The sequence below is a fragment of the Chryseobacterium soli genome, assembly GCF_000737705.1.
Classification (GTDB): Bacteria; Bacteroidota; Bacteroidia; order Flavobacteriales; family Weeksellaceae; genus Chryseobacterium; species Chryseobacterium soli.
In genome coordinates, this window is the sequence record NZ_JPRH01000002.1 from 315,725 (window position 1) to 333,554 (window position 17,830).

The 17,830-nt window shown below is 36.2% G+C and carries 13 protein-coding genes and 1 pseudogene; all 14 read left to right on the forward strand.

Features of this window, described 5'->3' with window-relative positions; all coding sequences use genetic code 11:
* The first annotated feature begins 26 nt into the window (after positions 1 to 26).
* The 14 genes and pseudogenes from IW15_RS06735 to IW15_RS06795 all read left to right on the forward strand — a co-directional run bounded on the left by IW15_RS06735 (position 27) and on the right by IW15_RS06795 (position 17,537).
* A complete protein-coding gene (locus IW15_RS06735) occupies positions 27 to 1,058 on the forward strand; it encodes a sensor histidine kinase (RefSeq protein WP_034710155.1) in 1,032 nt (343 codons plus the stop codon).
* A 133-nt stretch (positions 1,059 to 1,191) separates the two neighbouring features.
* A complete protein-coding gene (locus tag IW15_RS06740; RefSeq protein ID WP_034710156.1) occupies positions 1,192 to 1,779 on the forward strand; it encodes an IS1096 element passenger TnpR family protein in 588 nt (195 codons plus the stop codon).
* Between the two features lie 90 nt (positions 1,780 to 1,869).
* Positions 1,870 to 3,216, forward strand: coding sequence for an alpha-amylase family glycosyl hydrolase (locus IW15_RS06745; protein ID WP_034710157.1), 1,347 nt, complete (start codon positions 1,870 to 1,872; stop codon positions 3,214 to 3,216).
* Between the two features lie 92 nt (positions 3,217 to 3,308).
* Positions 3,309 to 3,749, forward strand: a complete 441-nt coding sequence (locus IW15_RS06750) for a hypothetical protein (protein ID WP_034710158.1) — start codon at positions 3,309 to 3,311, stop codon at positions 3,747 to 3,749.
* Positions 3,750 to 3,992: 243 nt separating this feature from the next.
* On the forward strand, positions 3,993 to 4,742 hold the full coding sequence (locus IW15_RS06755; RefSeq protein ID WP_034710159.1) for an SDR family NAD(P)-dependent oxidoreductase: 750 nt from the start codon (positions 3,993 to 3,995) through the stop codon (positions 4,740 to 4,742).
* 109 nt (positions 4,743 to 4,851) lie between these two features.
* Positions 4,852 to 5,646: a thymidylate synthase gene (locus tag IW15_RS06760; protein ID WP_034710160.1), complete on the forward strand. Its 795-nt coding sequence runs from the start codon at positions 4,852 to 4,854 to the stop codon at positions 5,644 to 5,646.
* Between the two features lie 20 nt (positions 5,647 to 5,666).
* A complete protein-coding gene (locus IW15_RS06765; protein ID WP_131368515.1) occupies positions 5,667 to 6,557 on the forward strand; it encodes a hypothetical protein in 891 nt (296 codons plus the stop codon).
* Between the two features lie 63 nt (positions 6,558 to 6,620).
* The gene (locus tag IW15_RS06770; RefSeq protein WP_034710162.1) at positions 6,621 to 7,940 is read left to right on the forward strand and encodes a serine hydrolase domain-containing protein; all 1,320 of its coding nucleotides are present in this window, start codon (positions 6,621 to 6,623) and stop codon (positions 7,938 to 7,940) included.
* A gap of 20 nt (positions 7,941 to 7,960) precedes the next feature.
* A pseudogene (locus IW15_RS22985) lies at positions 7,961 to 8,071 on the forward strand (thymidylate synthase); the annotation flags it as partial.
* Between the two features lie 101 nt (positions 8,072 to 8,172).
* Positions 8,173 to 9,612, forward strand: coding sequence for a hypothetical protein (locus IW15_RS06775; protein ID WP_034710163.1), 1,440 nt, complete (start codon positions 8,173 to 8,175; stop codon positions 9,610 to 9,612).
* A gap of 59 nt (positions 9,613 to 9,671) precedes the next feature.
* Complete coding sequence (locus tag IW15_RS06780; RefSeq protein ID WP_228384315.1) at positions 9,672 to 9,995, forward strand: hypothetical protein; 324 nt, start codon at positions 9,672 to 9,674, stop codon at positions 9,993 to 9,995.
* 70 nt (positions 9,996 to 10,065) lie between these two features.
* Positions 10,066 to 12,576, forward strand: a complete 2,511-nt coding sequence (locus IW15_RS06785; RefSeq protein ID WP_034710164.1) for a M1 family metallopeptidase — start codon at positions 10,066 to 10,068, stop codon at positions 12,574 to 12,576.
* 633 nt (positions 12,577 to 13,209) lie between these two features.
* Entirely contained in the window at positions 13,210 to 16,086 is a 2,877-nt protein-coding gene (locus tag IW15_RS06790; protein WP_034710165.1) for a SusC/RagA family TonB-linked outer membrane protein, read from the forward strand.
* Positions 16,087 to 16,106: 20 nt separating this feature from the next.
* Complete coding sequence (locus tag IW15_RS06795) at positions 16,107 to 17,537, forward strand: RagB/SusD family nutrient uptake outer membrane protein (protein WP_034710166.1); 1,431 nt, start codon at positions 16,107 to 16,109, stop codon at positions 17,535 to 17,537.
* Positions 17,538 to 17,830 lie beyond the last annotated feature (293 nt).

Genomic DNA, 17,830 nt, shown 5'->3' on the forward strand with positions numbered 1-17,830 from the left:
TATCAACCCATAAAAACGTTGTAAAATTGAAATTTTACAGACTTACCCTTATAGCCTCATGTCTTCTGACATTGGTCATGTTTCTGCTAGTGCTTATATTTGATTCACTAAAGGATATCTATGACCGGACCCCTTTCTTTAAAATAGGACTTATCATCTGTCTTATCGTTATTTTCGTAATCAATTATGTCGTGCTGGAGCTGCTTTTCAATTATTATGGGAAAAAGCAGGTCCGCGGGCTTTCACAAATGCTGCCACAGGAGATCGTGCAGAATCAGGATGAGAATATTACCATTAAAGAATTGGGAGAAAGATTTTCCGATCTCAATCAGCAGCAGGTTACGGAGATTGATATTTTGAAGGAAATGGAAAGTTACCGTAAAGAATATATCGGCAATGTTTCCCATGAACTGAAGACTCCTCTTTTTTCCATCCAGGGATATGTAGAGACTTTAAGGGATGGCGGGGTAGATAATCTTACCATCCGGGATAAATATTTGGAAAGAATAGACATCTCTGTAGAAAGATTAATTGCCATTGTTACCGATCTGGATATGATCAACAGGCTTGAAGCAGGAGAAATTAACCTTACGGTTTCAAGATTTGACGTCAACCTTCTCATCAAAGAAATTTTTGACCTGCTGGACCTTGAAGCGGAAAAGCATAACACTACTTTGCAGATCCAGACGCTGCATCCTCAGATTTTTGTAGATGCAGATAAGCAGAAAGTATCCCAGGTTTTCATCAATCTCGTTTCCAATGCGATCCATTATGCCAACAGGCAGGAAGCCAAAGTGGTCGTAAAAACCAGCGTCCTTAAAAATAAGGTCCTGATTGAAGTGATCGACAACGGAATGGGAATAAAAAAAGAACTTCTGCCGAGAATTTTTGAAAGATTCTACCGGGTAGAGACCAGCAGAAGCAGAAGGGAAGGAGGTTCAGGGCTGGGGCTGGCTATTGTAAAGCACATCCTGGAGGCTCATAACGAAAACATTACAGTAGAAAGTGTATACCTTGAGGGTACGAAGTTCAGTTTTATGTTGGAGAAAAGTAAATAATTCCGGCAAAATGTAAGAAAAAAAAATATTTTAAAAAATCCTGAAATATTTTTTTGTCACATGTCATTTATTATATATTTGCAGGAGAAATTTATCATAATAATCAAGGCAAAAAAGTAATTTAAAGACTGATATGGTTTACAAAATCCGCGTAATATTAGATGCGAAAGAAGATATTTTCCGTGATATCGAAGTTAAAGGGAAACAGACGCTATGGAACTTACATTTAGGAATTAAAAGTGCATTCAGCTTGCAGGGAGATGAGCTTTCGACTTTTAATTTACTGGAAGAAGATGGAACAATCGTAAAAAGTGTTCCGTTAGAGGATATGAGTGATGATGGTGATGGAGAAATTATGTCGGATGTTTATATAGATGAAGCCTTTGCAAAAGCAGGTGACAAAGCTCAGTTCCAATATGGCTTTCTTGACCTTTGGGAATTCTTCTGCGAACTTGTGGAAGTAATTGAAGAAACAAAAGGGGTGAACTACCCGATTACCGTATACAGATTCGGAAATGTTCCTTTAAAAGCACCAAGCAAAAGCGGAGGATCAAAAAAGAAATCAGCTATGCCTTTGATGGATGATGATTTCGGCTTTGAAGATGACTTCAGCAGCGCAAGCAGTTTTGAAGATGAGGATGACAGCTTCGATGATGAAGACGAAGATGATTACAATGATGATGTTTTCGACGATGAAGAAGACGATAACGACGAAAGATAATACACAATACATACAGCCCCGGATATTTATTCGGGGCTTTTTTATTCTTTCACTAGAAAAACAATTCCTATTTTTGTTCAAAATAAACGAATGAGAAAATTAATTTTATTAGCCGTAATTGGTCTGGGAATTGTTTCTTGTACCACTCAAAATTTAAAAAATACTATGGATTTGCCGAAAGAATGGAAGCATACAACAAATATCTATGAAGTCAATATAAGACAATATACAAAAGAGGGAACCTTTAAAGCATTTGAAAAAGAAATGCCCCGCCTGAAAACAATGGGCGTACGGACCCTTTGGTTTATGCCGATCACACCCATTGCCCAGCAAAATAAAAAAGGGAGTCTCGGAAGCCAGTATGCCGCTGCAGATTACACTTCCATCAATCCTGAATTCGGAACGTTAAACGACTTCAAACACATGGTGAATGAAGCCCATAGATTAGGTTTTAAAGTGATTATCGACTGGGTCGCCAACCACACAGGCTGGGATCATATATGGACAAAAACACATCCCGAATTTTATCTGAAAGATCCCGACGGCAAATTTCATATTGCTTCCGGAATGGATGATATTATCGAACTGGATTATAAAAACCAGGACATGCGTAAGGCAATGATCGAAGCCATGAAATTCTGGGTAAAAGAAACCGATATCGATGGATTCAGATGTGATCTTGCTTCTTGGGTTGAAGTTGATTTTTGGCAACAGGCCCGTCCGGAAGTAGAAACCCTGAAACCTTTGTTCTGGTTAGGAGAATTTGACGAACTGGAAAGCCCGGAATACGGAAAAGTTTTTGATGCAAGCTACTCCTGGACCTGGATGCATAAGTCCAATGATTATTACAATAAAAATCTTCCTTTACAGGACCTGAAAGATCTTTTAATAAAATATTCCAATATTGGAGACGCTTCAATGAGAGCCTGGTTTACCAGCAATCACGATGAAAATTCATGGAACGGTACCGAGTATGAAAAATATGGAGTGATTACAAAGCCAATGGCCGTATTTTCTGCGACATGGAATGGAATTCCATTGCTCTATTCAGGGCAGGAACTTCCAAACATGAAAAGATTAGAGTTTTTTGAAAAAGATGTAATCAAATGGACGAATACTTACCAGAATGCGGATTTCTATAAGACCTTATTAAATATCAAAGCGTCCAACCCTGCATTGCGTGGCGGAGATCCCAATGTATCAACTTATCTTTTGAATACGACGGCAAATGACAAAATTTTAGCCTACGTTAGAAAAAATGGTAAAAATGAAGTTCTGGTTGTTTTAAATATGTCAAAAGAACCGGTGGATTTCAGTATTGAAGACAACAATTTGTCCGGAAGTTTCAGGAATATATTTGATGCTACAAAAAGAAATTTCGACAGTGGAAAAAACTTTAACTTCAAAGTTTCAGACTATGCTGTATTTGAAAAATAAGCCATAAGATTTTAACAAAAGATCATAATATTATAAAACGGGCTTTAGCCCGTTTTTCATATTTCATATCAAAAAAACAGTAACCAAATAAAATGAATAAGGACAAAATAATCGATACCATAAGAACTAAAATCGCTGACAAAATTCAAACCTTTGAAAAGCTGATTGGTGAAACCCGGGCTTCCAACAACGAAACAAAAAGTTCGATGGGTGATAAATACGAAACCAGTCGTGAAATGGTTCAGCAGGAAATCAATAACCTTCAGAGACAGCTCAATGAAACCGTAAACCAGCAGGCTTTAATTCAGAAAATAACTTCAGAACCTTCTCCTAAAGTCCAGAATGGAGCATTGGTGAAAACCGATCGGGGATTATTTTATGTGGCCGCTTCCGTAGGGGAAATCAGTATTGATCAGCAAAAAATAATGACAGTCTCTGCAGAATCCCCATTGATAAAGGCGATGTCTGGTAAGAAAAAAGGCGATGTATTTACGATCAACACAATCACTCAAACTATTGAAAACATTTGGTAGCAGATAATTTTAAGTGTTTTATTGCTGTATTATAATTAAACAGTTGGTAAAATTTAATAGAATATAATAATTGTTATGTAGGCAAAATTAATATATTTTGTTTTTGTGATGATATTTTTAAATAATTTAGTATTAATCGTCGAAAATTAAGAAAACTTTATTGTTAAAGTTTACAATGACCCTTGATTTTGTCGTAAATTGAACTTAGTTATTTTAAAGAAAATCATATAAAATTTTATCAATATGGGAATTTTAGAAAACAAAGTCGCAGTAGTGACAGGCGCTGGTTCCGGAATCGGGCTGGCCATTGCACTTACCTATGCAAAAGAAGGGGCAAAAGTGATTGTATCAGATATTAATGAAGAGCATGGTGCACAGGCTGTGGAACAGATCAAATCATCAGGTGGAGAAGCTTCTTTTGTGAAGGCAGATACCTCAGATCCGGCACAAGTAGAAGCCTTAGTGAATTCAACAGTTGAAATATACGGAAGGCTGGATATTGCCTGTAACAACGCAGGAATCGGTGGCGAATCTGCCTTGACCGGGGATTACAGTCTGGATAGCTGGAAAAAAGTCTTAAGTGTAAACCTGGACGGTGTATTTTACGGCTGTAAGTATGAACTGCAGCAGATGGAAAAAAATGGAGGCGGAGTTATCGTTAATATAGCATCCATTCACGGAACAGTGGCCGCTCCCATGTCTTCAGCATATACCACTGCAAAGCATGCCGTTGTAGGATTAACCAAAAATATTGGCGCTGAATACGGCCAGAAAAACATTCGTTGTAATGCTGTAGGTCCGGGATATATCGAAACACCGCTTTTAGAAAATATGAGTGGCGACCAAAAGGAATCTTTAATTGCAAAACATCCGATCGGACGTTTGGGAACTGCCCAGGAAGTGGCAGAACTGGTATTGTTCCTAAGCTCGGAAAAATCTTCATTCATGACAGGAGGGTATTACCTTGTTGATGGAGGGTATACTGCCGTTTAATAGAAAATTTATGTAGTTACTATACAAAGCATTCATGAAAATGGATGCTTTTTTAATAGTTTTTTAGGTTAGTTTTTTCTAAATTTGAGCTCTCAAAATTGCCTTCAAAATGCAGAATTACCTAGACCTTTTACAACATATCATTGATAACGGAACAGATAAAACCGACAGAACCGGTACCGGAACCAGAAGTGTTTTCGGATACCAGCTCAGATATGACCTGTCAAAAGGATTTCCTATGGTAACGACTAAAAAAGTACACCTGAAATCTATTATTTACGAACTGCTTTGGTTTTTGAAAGGAGATACAAATATTAAGTACTTAACCGACAACAGCGTAAGCATCTGGAATGAATGGGCAGACGAAAACGGAGATTTAGGTCCGGTTTACGGTGCCCAGTGGAGAAGCTGGAATGGTGCAGACGGGAAAGTGGTAGATCAGATCTCAGAAGTAATCGACCAGATTAAGAAAAACCCTGATTCCAGACGATTGATCGTTTCTGCATGGAATGTAGCGGAGATTCCCAATATGGCATTGGCGCCTTGCCATGCTTTATTTCAGTTTTATGTAGCAGACGGGAAACTGTCGCTTCAATTGTACCAGAGAAGTGCTGATGTTTTCCTGGGCGTTCCGTTTAATATTGCAAGCTATGCCCTGCTTTTAATGATGGTGGCACAGGTTTGTGATCTTGAAGTAGGAGATTACGTACACAGTTTTGGGGATGTTCACATCTACAATAACCATTTTGAACAGGTCAACAGACAGCTGGCAAGAGATCCTAGGCCACTTCCAACCATGAAGCTGAATCCTGAAGTAAAAGATATATTTGGCTTCAGTTTTGAAGATTTTACCTTAGAAAATTACGATCCGCATCCTGGAATTAAAGCTCCTGTGGCCATCTGATGAACCGTATAAAAGTCATCATGATAGCGGTTGCTGCTATTTTTATGTACGGATGTAAAAAAGACAACAGTAAAGCCGAATCCATTAATCTTGTAGAAGATTTCGATGTAACAAAGGATGCTGTTTTTGATACAATTGCAGTTCCTCAGCATATTAGAAAAATCGTAAAAGATATTTCCGGTATTAATGTCTATGAAACCTCAGCTTTAGCGAAAGGCACTATCGTTTCCGAAAATTTTGAAAATTTCAAAAAATTAAAAGAGATTGCTTCAGATGATGAACTTGTATCCCTTTTAAACAATAAAAATAAAGTAGTTGCTGTATATGCAACGATCGCACTTTGGAAAAAAAAGCCCGAACTTACCGATCAGATATTTCAGCAATTTTTACAGCTAAAAACTCAGATTCATACCCGGAATGGTTGTATTGTGGATGATCAAAATCCTGCTGAACCTCTATACATTCAATATATTAATGCTCTAGATGATAAGGACGTCATACATGATGCCAGGCTGAAAAAGCTTGACAGTCTGATCATTTTCAGTCCAAATCCTTCGGAGAGCCTTTTAACGGAAGTTTTCAGATATAAACTATATCCGAAACAGTACAACAAACAGATTGAGAAGTTAGCTTTTACCACTCACAAGATTCCGGCAATCAATTATCTCAACCGTTGGTATAAAGGTGATTACACGAATCTTCTTCAGAAAGAATTCAGCTCAATCATTACCAATGATACTCTGATGGACGTTAATAAGCAAAAGGCTTTAGCTGATTTATTATCTTTTAGAAATCCTGCTAATAAAAAAGTCATTCTTGATTATATTAAAAAAGATAGTCTTTCCGTAAAAGAACATGAAATTTTAATTGAACTGGAGAATAATGGAATTTTTCCAGGTCAGGATTATTAGTGATTTTTATTGGTTCATGTAACAAAATCCCTATTTTTAGGACTTATTTTGAAAATTATTACCATGTTCAGAAAAATAGGAATCAGTATTTCCATTGCTGCTTTTAGTCTGGGATTTGCTCAGAATGTTGACAAACAAAAACTAGATCATTACTTCAATGCTTTGGATGAGAATCATAAAGTAATGGGCAGTTTTGCGATCGCTGATAAGGGAAAAGTAGTCTATACTCATGCTATTGGATTTTCTGATGCAGAAAGCCAAAAAAAGGCAGATATCAATACCATTTATAGAATCGGATCTATCACAAAAACTTTTACCGCTGTTTTGATCATGAAAGCTGTGGAAGAAAAGAAATTGACCTTAGATACTCAATTAAGCAAGTTTTTTCCTACCATAAAGAATGCAGATAAAATAAAAATAGAATACCTGCTGAACCATAGAAGCGGAATTCACAGCTATACTGATGATAAGGAATATATGAGCTACTACACACAGCCCATTGCCAAAGAAAAATTAATTGAAATCATAGAGAAGGGTGGTTCAGACTTTGAACCGGATACTCAGTTTCAGTATAGCAATTCAAACTATACCATTCTTACTTATATTTTGGAAAAAGTATATGGTAAAAAATATTCGGAGCTAATTCAAAAATATATTGCAAAACCTCTACAGTTACAATATACTCAGGTAGGCGGTAAAATTAATGTTTCGAAAAACAATGCCTATTCATATGAATACGAAAACGGAAAATTTGTAAAAAGTCCTGAGACCGATATGTCAGTTCCCAGTGGTGCGGGATGTATTATTTCTACCCCTACAGAACTGATTACTTTTATGAATGGGTTAACTTCAGGTAAGCTGGTTTCCAAAGAAAGTTTTGATGCGATGAAGCAATTCAAAGATCATTATGGTTTTGCACTGGTAGAAGTCCCTTTCGGAGAGAAAAAAGGGTTTGGACATACCGGAGGAATTGATGAATTTCGTTCCGTACTTTACTATTTTCCAGACGGTGAAAAAACAATTGCAATGATCACCAATCAGTCTGATTTTGATAATAATCAAATGGCTATTGTAGCATTACAGGCGGCTTATGGTAGGGATTTCCAGATACCAGACTTTAAGGTAGTCGAAGTTTCAGATGTTGATCTTGAACCATTGACAGGGAACTACTCCAGTCCCACAGTTCCATTGAAAATTAATATTTTTATTAAAGACAAAAAATTAATGGCGCAGGCATCAGGCCAGAGTGCATTTCCTTTAGATGCTGTTTCTAAAACAAGTTTTACATTTGATGCAGCAGGAATTACAATAGATTTTAATCCGGCTAAAAAAGAATTTGTGATTTCACAGGGCGGTACGAAAAATACGTTTACAAAAGAATAATAACCATATTGGCCACTGCAATTATCAAGCTTAATCCTGAAGTGAAAGATATTTTTTGCTTCAGGATTGAAGACTTTACGGTAGAAAATTACGATTCATATCCCGGAATTAAGGCTCCGGTAGCAATTTAGCTTTAGATTATATATTGCTGAAATCTTTTTTTATTACAGAATTTCTATTATTTTTGACCCCATCAGAAGCTGAGCTTCTACACAAATTTTGAAAAAATAGTATGAAAAAAATAATAAACAATAATTATGTGGTATTTTTGAATATCTTAATTATTGTCTACAGTCTTTATATCTGTTTATCTGTTTTCAAAGAGAAAGCCGTACTTACAGATGATTTGGCTGGATTCTATGTGTTGCCATCCGTTTCCGGATCCTATTTCAGCTTTATATATTCTTTTCTTGATTCCCAAATAATGGCAGCCAGACCTGTATCAGGAGTGGTGACCGGGACATTAGCTTTTCTTTCGAAGAATAATGAATCTGTTTACTTTATGGGGCTGCTCTTTTTCCCGCTTTCATTGATGGTGTTATATTGGGTGGCTAAGAAGATGGTGTCAAAAGAATTGGCCGGCCTTTTTACTTTATTGTATTTATGTTCTTCGATAGGAACAAGTATTCAGTTTTCTACGATTATGCTCAATTCAAATCTGGCAACGATCTTTTTTGCATTGAGTATCTATTATGCATATGTCCGGAAAAATACGTTCATAAGCTCATTGTTTTTTATCGCTTCCGTATTCAGCTATGAAATTTTTCTTCCATTAATACTCCTTAACCTGTTTCTTATTAAAGAAAATAAAAAAAGAATTGTATTTGTAGTTCTTACAGTAGGAATCATCGTGATTTTCAGAAAAGTTATTCAGCCAAATGTATTTGCCAATTCCTACCAGAGAGATGAAATCGGGAAGGTATTTGAATTGAAAAGAATGGTGTTTGTGGCCATGTGTACTGCAAAATTATTCTTCAGAGATTTTTTTGAAGGAATTTATAAGGCATTTCTGAATCTCAGAAAAATGAATGTATTTGAAATCATACTGTCATTACTAATAACCTCAGCAGTGTATAAGATATTTTGCAATTATGACTTTACAAGCAAAATGAAGGACTATAAAAAGCTGGCTATTATTTCCTTTATTTCCATATTGGCAGGACTGAGCATTTATCTTTTTTCCTCCTATATTCCCACCCTTTTTGGATTCGAGAACCGAAATCTGGGTGCCATAAGACTTTTCTATACATTATTTATCATTTCCGGAGTGATATATCTTTCCGTTAAGCTGAAATTACACAGCAGAATGATCAGTGCTCTTCTGGCAGGGATCGCTTTCTTTTTTATCATTACCAATATAAGTGTGAAAAACTCCTGGATGTATGCAAGTAAGTTTAACAATGAATTATTTGGCAAGCTGAATACAGCACTCAAAGAACATCATATAGAAACCGGAGAGATCTGTGTGGATTATGATGTATTTAATGAAATTAAGAACAATCCGAATCTTACCTTCAGGGAACCTCTTTTTTATAAAGACTGGGAAAGCCCTATGCTTTGTAAAATAAACGGTATTGATCCTCTGAAAATCCATGTTCATAATGTGGAAACAAAAGAAGGCTGTACAGTAATATTCCAATATAAAAACGGAAAAATGACCCGTACAAAATAGTAGATCATTCAAGGAAGTCAATTCTTTTAAAAGCAGTTTCTTAAACAAATTTTACACTGATGTGCCATGAATTAGAGCAGATTGTAACCCCGGCAAAAAAAGAATTTGTAATTTCACAGGGCGGAACGAAAAATACGTTCACGAAAGAATACATGAAATATTTAAAAATAAATACTGCCGGCGCAACCGATCTGGAGGCATTAAAAAACGCCATCCTCCAAATGAAAGGAGTGGATTCTGTAGAAATCATTGACGAAGAAAATCCTGAAAGCGAACTGAAAAAAGCTTTTGCAAAAACAAAAGAACAGTTGAAAAAAGGAGACTATGAAACATTAGTTAATGATATTTTTGAAATCATCACAAAAAATAATTCTAAGAAATAATAAAAACAGGTACCAGAAAAGAATATTCTGGTGCAGTTTTCTTGTATAACATATAATTCATAATAAATAAATGAAAAAGGCTGTTTTATCAATTGCTATACTGGGAATATTCTTTTCCGCCAATGTATCAGCACAAACCGAAACTTCAGGGAGGGAAAAAGTTTACAGAGCCACCCATACCAAAGTAACGGAACTAAAACATACCAAACTGAAAGTAAATTTCGATTATCAAAAGGAACAAATGAACGGGGAAGAATGGTTGACTGCCGCTCCTTTTTTCTATCCTACCAACGAATTGACGCTTGATGCAAAGGGAATGTTGATTCATGAAGTAGCCTTGGATATTAATGGTAAAAAATCATCTTTAAAATACGACTATAAAGATGATGTGCTGAAAATTATTCTGGATAAAACCTATCAGAAAAATCAGGATTATACAGTATATATCAAATATACATCTCGTCCGAACGAAGTGAAACAACAGGGAAGTGCGGCAATTAATGATGCAAAAGGGTTGTATTTCATTAATGCTCAGGGAAAAGACCCGGATAAACCTACCCAGATTTGGACACAGGGAGAAACGGAATCTTCTTCTGCATGGTTTCCGACTATTGATAAATCCAATCAAAAAACAACTCAGGAAATCTATATGACGGTTCCTGATAAATATGTGACGCTTTCCAACGGACTTTTAAAAGATTCTCAGAAAGAAGCTAATAACATGAGAACCGACCATTGGGTCATGGATAAAAGACACTCAACGTATCTTTTCTTCATGGGAGTGGGCGAGTATGCGATTGTAAAAGACAAATGGAGAAATATTCCTGTTGATTATTATATCGAAAAAGAATATGAGCCTTACGCAAAGCAGATCTATGGAAATACTCCGGAAATGATTGAGTTCTTCTCAAAAAAACTGGGTTACGATTATCCCTGGGCTAAATATGCACAGATCTCAGGAAGAGATTACGTGAGTGGTGCCATGGAAAATACGACAGCAACACTTCACGGAAGCGATATTTTACAAAAACCTGGACAATTAATCGATGAAAATACTTGGGAAGACACTATCGCTCACGAATTATTTCACCAATGGTTTGGAGATCTGGTAACAGCGGAAAGCTGGAGCAATCTTACGGTTAACGAATCTTTTGCCAACTACTCAGAATATCTTTGGAATGAATATAAGTATGGAAAAGACCAGGCAGACTATCATCAAATGAAGGATGTTAATATGTATCTTACGACACCTGGGAACTTTGAGAAAAACTTAGTAAGATTCAATTATGATTCCCGTGAAGATGTGTTCGATTTGGTGACGTATCAGAAAGGAGGCGGAATTCTTCATATGTTGAGAAATTACTTGGGAGATGACGCATTCTTTGCCGGAATGAATGATTATCTGAAATCCAATGAATATCAGAATGCCGAAGCTCATCAATTAAGATTATCTTTTGAAAAAGTTTCAGGAAAAGATCTGAACTGGTTCTTTAACCAATGGTATTTCGGAAGCGGAAATCCAAAAATTAATTATTTATCTACTTTTGAGCCGGTTAAAAAACAGGTGGCAGTAACCATTAACCAGACTCAGGGCCAAATGTTTGAATTTCCTTTGGCTATTGATGTGTATGATAACGGAAAACCGAAGCGATACAATGTCTGGGTAACTGCTGAAGCTAAAAATACGTTTAATTTTGATGTTTCCAAAAGTCCGGATTTAGTTAATATCAATGCAGACGGTGTTTTACTGGCAGATATTACAGATTCCAAAACTCCAGAGCAGAATTTATTGCAGTTTACCAATTCTAAGGAATTCAAAAGCAGATATACAGCGTTAACTGCTATTAAAGATCAGGTAGGAAAAAATCCTGCAGCAACAAAACTATTGGCGGCAGCATTGAAAGATCCTTACTTTAGAGTACGCATGAAAGCTCTGGAATTAATGGATCTTACCAATCCTGAACAGATGAAGGCATTAGGCTCAGAAGTCGAAAAACTGGCTTCCAACGATCCTAAAACTCTGGTTCAGGCTTCGGCAATAGCAGCTTTGGCAAAAACAAAAGATAAAAGATACCTTCCCATCTTTGAAAAAGGTATTAATGCAGTTTCCAATGCGGTAAAAGGAAATTCTTTAGGAGCCGTTATTACCATCGACCCGTCCAGAGCAAATGCGCTGGCGGACAAACTGGATCTCGAAGGCGCTTCTGATGATATGCTTGCATTGCTTCTCCCTGTTGTCGTTAAAAATAAAGTAACCTCCCAAATCGCTAATATTGCGCCTATAGCAGCATTTTATCCATTTATTAAATTCCAGAATCCGGAACTGGGGAAATCTGCAGAAGAGGGATTCAACTGGATCATGACTTCCGATAATTTAAAGGCTACAGAAAGTATTACGAAACTCCTGAGCCGTGCAAAAGGACAAATGGGTGATAATCCACAGGTGAAGATGATGATTTCTCAAATGCTGAAAGACGGGCTTAATAAGAAAATGGATCTTCTGAAACAGAATCCTCAGAATGCATCAAGTATCAATAAACAAATCGATGCCATCCATAAAACGATGGAAGATTTTAAATAAAATACCTCAAAGTTTATTTCAAAACACACTGTTCATACGGTGTGTTTTGTTTTTATGAAGCTTCTAGTACTGCATAATAAAAAACTAAAATTGATAAAACATTTTTGTTTAATGGCAGGAAGCCCGGAATAGGAAGTTATTAATTTCTTTTAAATACAACTGCCAACAGCTGTTTCCAGCCTCTCTTCCAGCTTCGGGCGCTCTTCAATTCCCTTACTCTTAACCCAAATTCACGTTAAAAAAGCATTCTTTCACCGGGGTGTTTTTCGTTTTTGATGTTTTACTACCATTTTTTGAAAAATTAACTATTAATTTTCTGGATTTTGGGCAAAATTTGAGGGAGAGCTTGTTTAATTTTTTTTCTAATAATGTTTTTTTTCTGAATTTTATTTATCACTTAAGCAGATATGCAGAACCCTTCTATATTTTTTAAAAGTTCATAAAATCCTAATAAGAATCTTTTTATGAGAATCTTTTTTTCTTTTTGATTGTAATAACATTCAATATTCTATTTTACTAGTAATTTCCACGAATTTAATACTCTTTAATTTGTTGTATATCAATAATTTAAATATTGACAGTGTTAATGTTTATTAACATATTTGTCTCCTGAATATATTAAATTTTGTTAATATGAATGTAAAATTACGTGTATTAAGTGCGGGAGTTTTGTTTTTTATCGGACAGACTGCCTGGGCACAAAAAACTAAGGCCGATACGATCTCTAAGTCAAAAGAAACTAAAATTGATGAGGTTATTCTTACAGGCTCCTACGGGATGAAAATTACACCTGAACAATCTACCGGTTCATCATCTAAGGTTTCCGGGAATGTACTTGACAAACCATCTGCAATATCTATTGATAACGTTTTACAGGGTACTGTTCCGGGATTAATGACTACAGCAAGCTCAGGGCAGCCGGGTGCTTCTACCATTACATTGATTCGAGGGATTTCTTCTTTGACATCAGGTAATGATCCGTTGTATATTATTGATGGAGTTCCTGTACAGTCAGGAGATATTTCAGGAGCTTTATCATCACAAAATGCGCTGTCCCTGATAAATCCTGCTGATATTGAAGATGTACAGGTTTTAAAAGATGGGGTTGCCACTGCAATTTATGGTTCAAGAGGGGCTAACGGAGTGATTGTTATTACCACAAAAACCGGAAAAAAAGGGAAATCTAATTTTCAGTTTATAAGTGAGATAGGAGCTTCAAATGTGGCATTTGATAAATTGAAGATGCTTAATGCCCAGGAACATGTGAACTATTTAGGACAGGCATTATATAATAAATATCCGTCAACCGATCCGGTTAATGGTTTTTCAAGCCTGCAGGAGGCAACGGATTATGCAAAAACGGATATATTGAACTGGGATGGTACTACGGATACCAACTGGAGAAAATTAACCAGAAGAAATTCTCCTATCACCAACAGGTATAACCTGAGTTATTCAGGTGGGTTTAAAGATTTTACGCTATATGCATCGTTAGCCTATCTGAAACAGGAAGGATTGTCATATGATGCCGCTTTTGACCGATATACAGGAACGATAAAAGCTAACTGGAAAGCAAGCGATAAATTAAATATTACTTTTGCAACCAATTTATCAAGAACGGTTCAGTCTGGACCAACAGATGCATCGTCCTACTCGAATCCTATTTTCTCTGGAACATTGCTTTCCCCTACGCAAAACCCTTACCTGGCTGATGGTTCCTATAACCTTGACCTGGTATACTTAAATCCTCAGTTTAACCCTTTAGCCCTTACGCAGGCAAACCTTACAAAAGGAACCTTTGATAAGGTATTAACTTCAATAAATGTTGATTATAAAATTTTACCTTATCTAACGTTTAATTCCAATTTTGGAATTGATAATACTTCAGCAAATGAGTTCACGTATTGGAATCCCGATTTTGGAGATGGATATGATCCGTCTAATTCCAATGGCAACGGGATTTATTTCAAATCGATGAGGAATTTCTTTACCTGGAACTGGTATAACTTCCTAAACTTTAACAAAACATTTAACGGAGTACATGATGTTTCTGCCTCTATCGGTATGGAATCCACGAAAAGAACTTTGGAATATAATACCTATACCAAAAGAGGGTTTCCTTCGGGAACCAGAATCCAGTATGCGGATGCAGCAGCCAATGTTACCGACGCAACGGGAAATACCGATGCATGGACGCTTATAGGATATATTGCAAGAGCATCTTATACCTATAATAAATTTGTAACCATTACAGGTTCTGCCAGAAGGGATACCTATTCCGGGTACACTCAAGCCGGGAATTTCTTCGGTATCGGACTTAGCCTTGATTTAGGTAAAATGAATTTTCTGCCTTCTTATATAAACATGCTGAAATTGAGAGCCAGCTATGGAGAAAATGGTAATCAGGCTGCAAGCCCTTATGCGAAATATCCACAGTATACGCTGAATGGAAATTATCTTCAGACCAATGCCGGTTATATTCTGACTCCGGGAGCCCCTGATGGTTTGGTTTGGGAAAAATCCAAGAAAAGAAATATTGGATTAGATTTTTCCGTGGGTAAAGGAAATTTATACGGAAGCTTTGATGTTTATTCCAATATAAATCCTGATCAGGTATACGATGTTCCGATTTCTCCTTCTACAGGATTTAGCACAATTATTAAAAACCAGGCGGAGGTAAAATCTAATGGTTTTGAAGTATCATTGGGGTATAGAACAAGCAATGAATCATTTAGCTGGGATGTGAAAGCCAATTATTCTTACAACGATTCCAAAGTAACCTACATCAAAGGAGATCCTACTCCTACGACTATTCCTGGGTTAAAAGCATTTTTTCCCGGACATAATCCTACCGAATATTACACAAGATTATGGGCAGGGGTAGATCCTTCAAATGGTGATCCGCTGTGGTATACAGATGATACAAGAACGGCAACCACTAATGATGTAAATAAAGCGAAATTGTCCTTCACAGGTCAGAAAGCACTGCCTACTCATATTGCGAGTTTGATCAACGAGTTTACCTATAAAGGATTGAAGTTATCATTCATGCTGAATTATCAGGGAGATTATTCAGTATGGGATCGATGGGGGTTTGTGTATGAATCTGATGGACAATATTCAACGGTGAATACATCTACTGCAGCATTATATGACTCCTGGAGTCCTAGCAATCCAAATGCTTCAATGCCTAAACAAGTATTTAATGGTAATAAATCTTCAAATGCCAACTCTACAAGATATTTATATAAGGGAGATAATATCAGGTTAAGAAATGTAGAACTGGGATATACATTTAAGGGGTCAGTACTTAATGTAAAAGGCCTTAGAGGGATTTACGCCTATGTAAGAGGAGTGAATTTATATACGTATGCATTTGATAAAAAACTCCGTTTTGATCCTGAAGCCAACTCCAATGCTTTCAGTTACACGGTATCTAATTTAGGAGCATATGACATGACACAACCCAATATGAGACAGTATGTTTTTGGGGTACAGGTTGATTTTTAATTATTTAAAATCTTAAAAAAATGAAAAAAATAAAAATTTTATTAATAGTATTGGTAGGGGCAACATTAAGTTCTTGTAAACAAGAATTTTCTGAAGAATTGCCGCGTGTAACACTTCCTCTGGATCAGGCCATCAGCAATGAAAAAATATTAAATACAGCTGTAAATGGTTTGTATGGACTTTATCAGACGCAAACCAATGGTGATGCGCTGAATTCTTACGGAGCGATGATTCCTACTTTAGAGGAACTCCTTGCGGATAATGGTTTTGTTGCTATAAAAAACTCAAACAGATTTTCTACTACAAGAGATTCCAATCTTACTTTTTACACACAAAATAATGCTGATATTGCTACACTATGGTTGAGTTTGTATAAGATTATAGCCAATGCTAATTTCGTTATAAGTTATGAAGGAAAAATTCCTGATGATCCAAATACATCCGGAACACCTGAGAATTTATTTGGTCAGGCATACGTGGTAAGAGCAATGGCATATTCATCTTTGGTATCATTGTTTAGCGATAATTTTAATGGTTCGAATCCGGATGTCGGAGTTCCACTTCCTTTGGATTTTAAACCGGGAACAAATCTGCCCAGAGCGAGTGTAAAACAGGTATATGACCAGATACTTTCTGATTTAACGAAAGCAGGTTCTTTAATAGGGACTGACAATGGTAATAAAAAGTTTAATGCTGTTGCTGTTGATCTTTTACTATCAAGATATTATCTGGCCGTGAAAAACTATGCCCAGGCTAATACATATGCACAAAAAGTTCTTGACAACTCATCGTATACTTTATTACCTTCCTCAGGTGTTGCTAATTTCTTTGGAGTAGACGGTGAAGGAAATCCTGAAACAATTTTCCAGATTGATTATAATGCTTTAGACTTACCGGGAGATAACGATGGGATTACAGCAACATGGTCTTCTGTAGGCAGATACAAGCAGAATTTTGCTACCCAGACATTCTTTAATAAATTAGGAACTAATGACGTCAGAAGAGGAACATGGTACAGAAATACCGGATATGTTCTGACTCTGAATGATAATCCTAAACCTATAGATGTTATGAAATACACCGTAACAGACAGAGACGTTGTAGTGATGAGAAAGACAGAAGCTGTTTTTAATCAGTTGGAAGCTTTATATTATACAAATCCTGCAGATGCTCTTACGAAGTTAAATGCATGGGTGAAAGGATATAGAGATACTGGATACAGCTACTCTGGCTCAGGCACAAATCTGTTGCAAGAAATTCTAATGCAGAAAAACCTGGAAATGTTTCTGGAAGGATTCAGATACAGTGATTTGAAAAGAAACGGGATTTCTTTCGTAAATCCTCAGACACAGGTGGCACTTACTCCATCTAAAGTTCAGTTTAAAGCTTTCCCGCTTCCACAGGCTGAACTTAACACCAATACATTGATTTCACAATTTCCGGGATATTAATATACTATCCTGATCATTAAAATTTGAAGCCCTGCTCAAGCAGGGCTTTTTACTATATAAACTTGTAATATTATAAACAAATGTATGCTAAACATGAACTCCTGTAAGGGAATATGAATGATATTAAATGAAATATGTATTTTTATAATAATTAGAGTGGTAGTATTTTCATGTTCTAAAATTAAGACGATGAATAAGATTTTACATTTTCTTTTTACTTTTATTCCTCTGTATTTTGGGCAGTGAGGATCAGTTGATAAAAGATTTATGAAAAAAATGAAAAATTTTAAGAA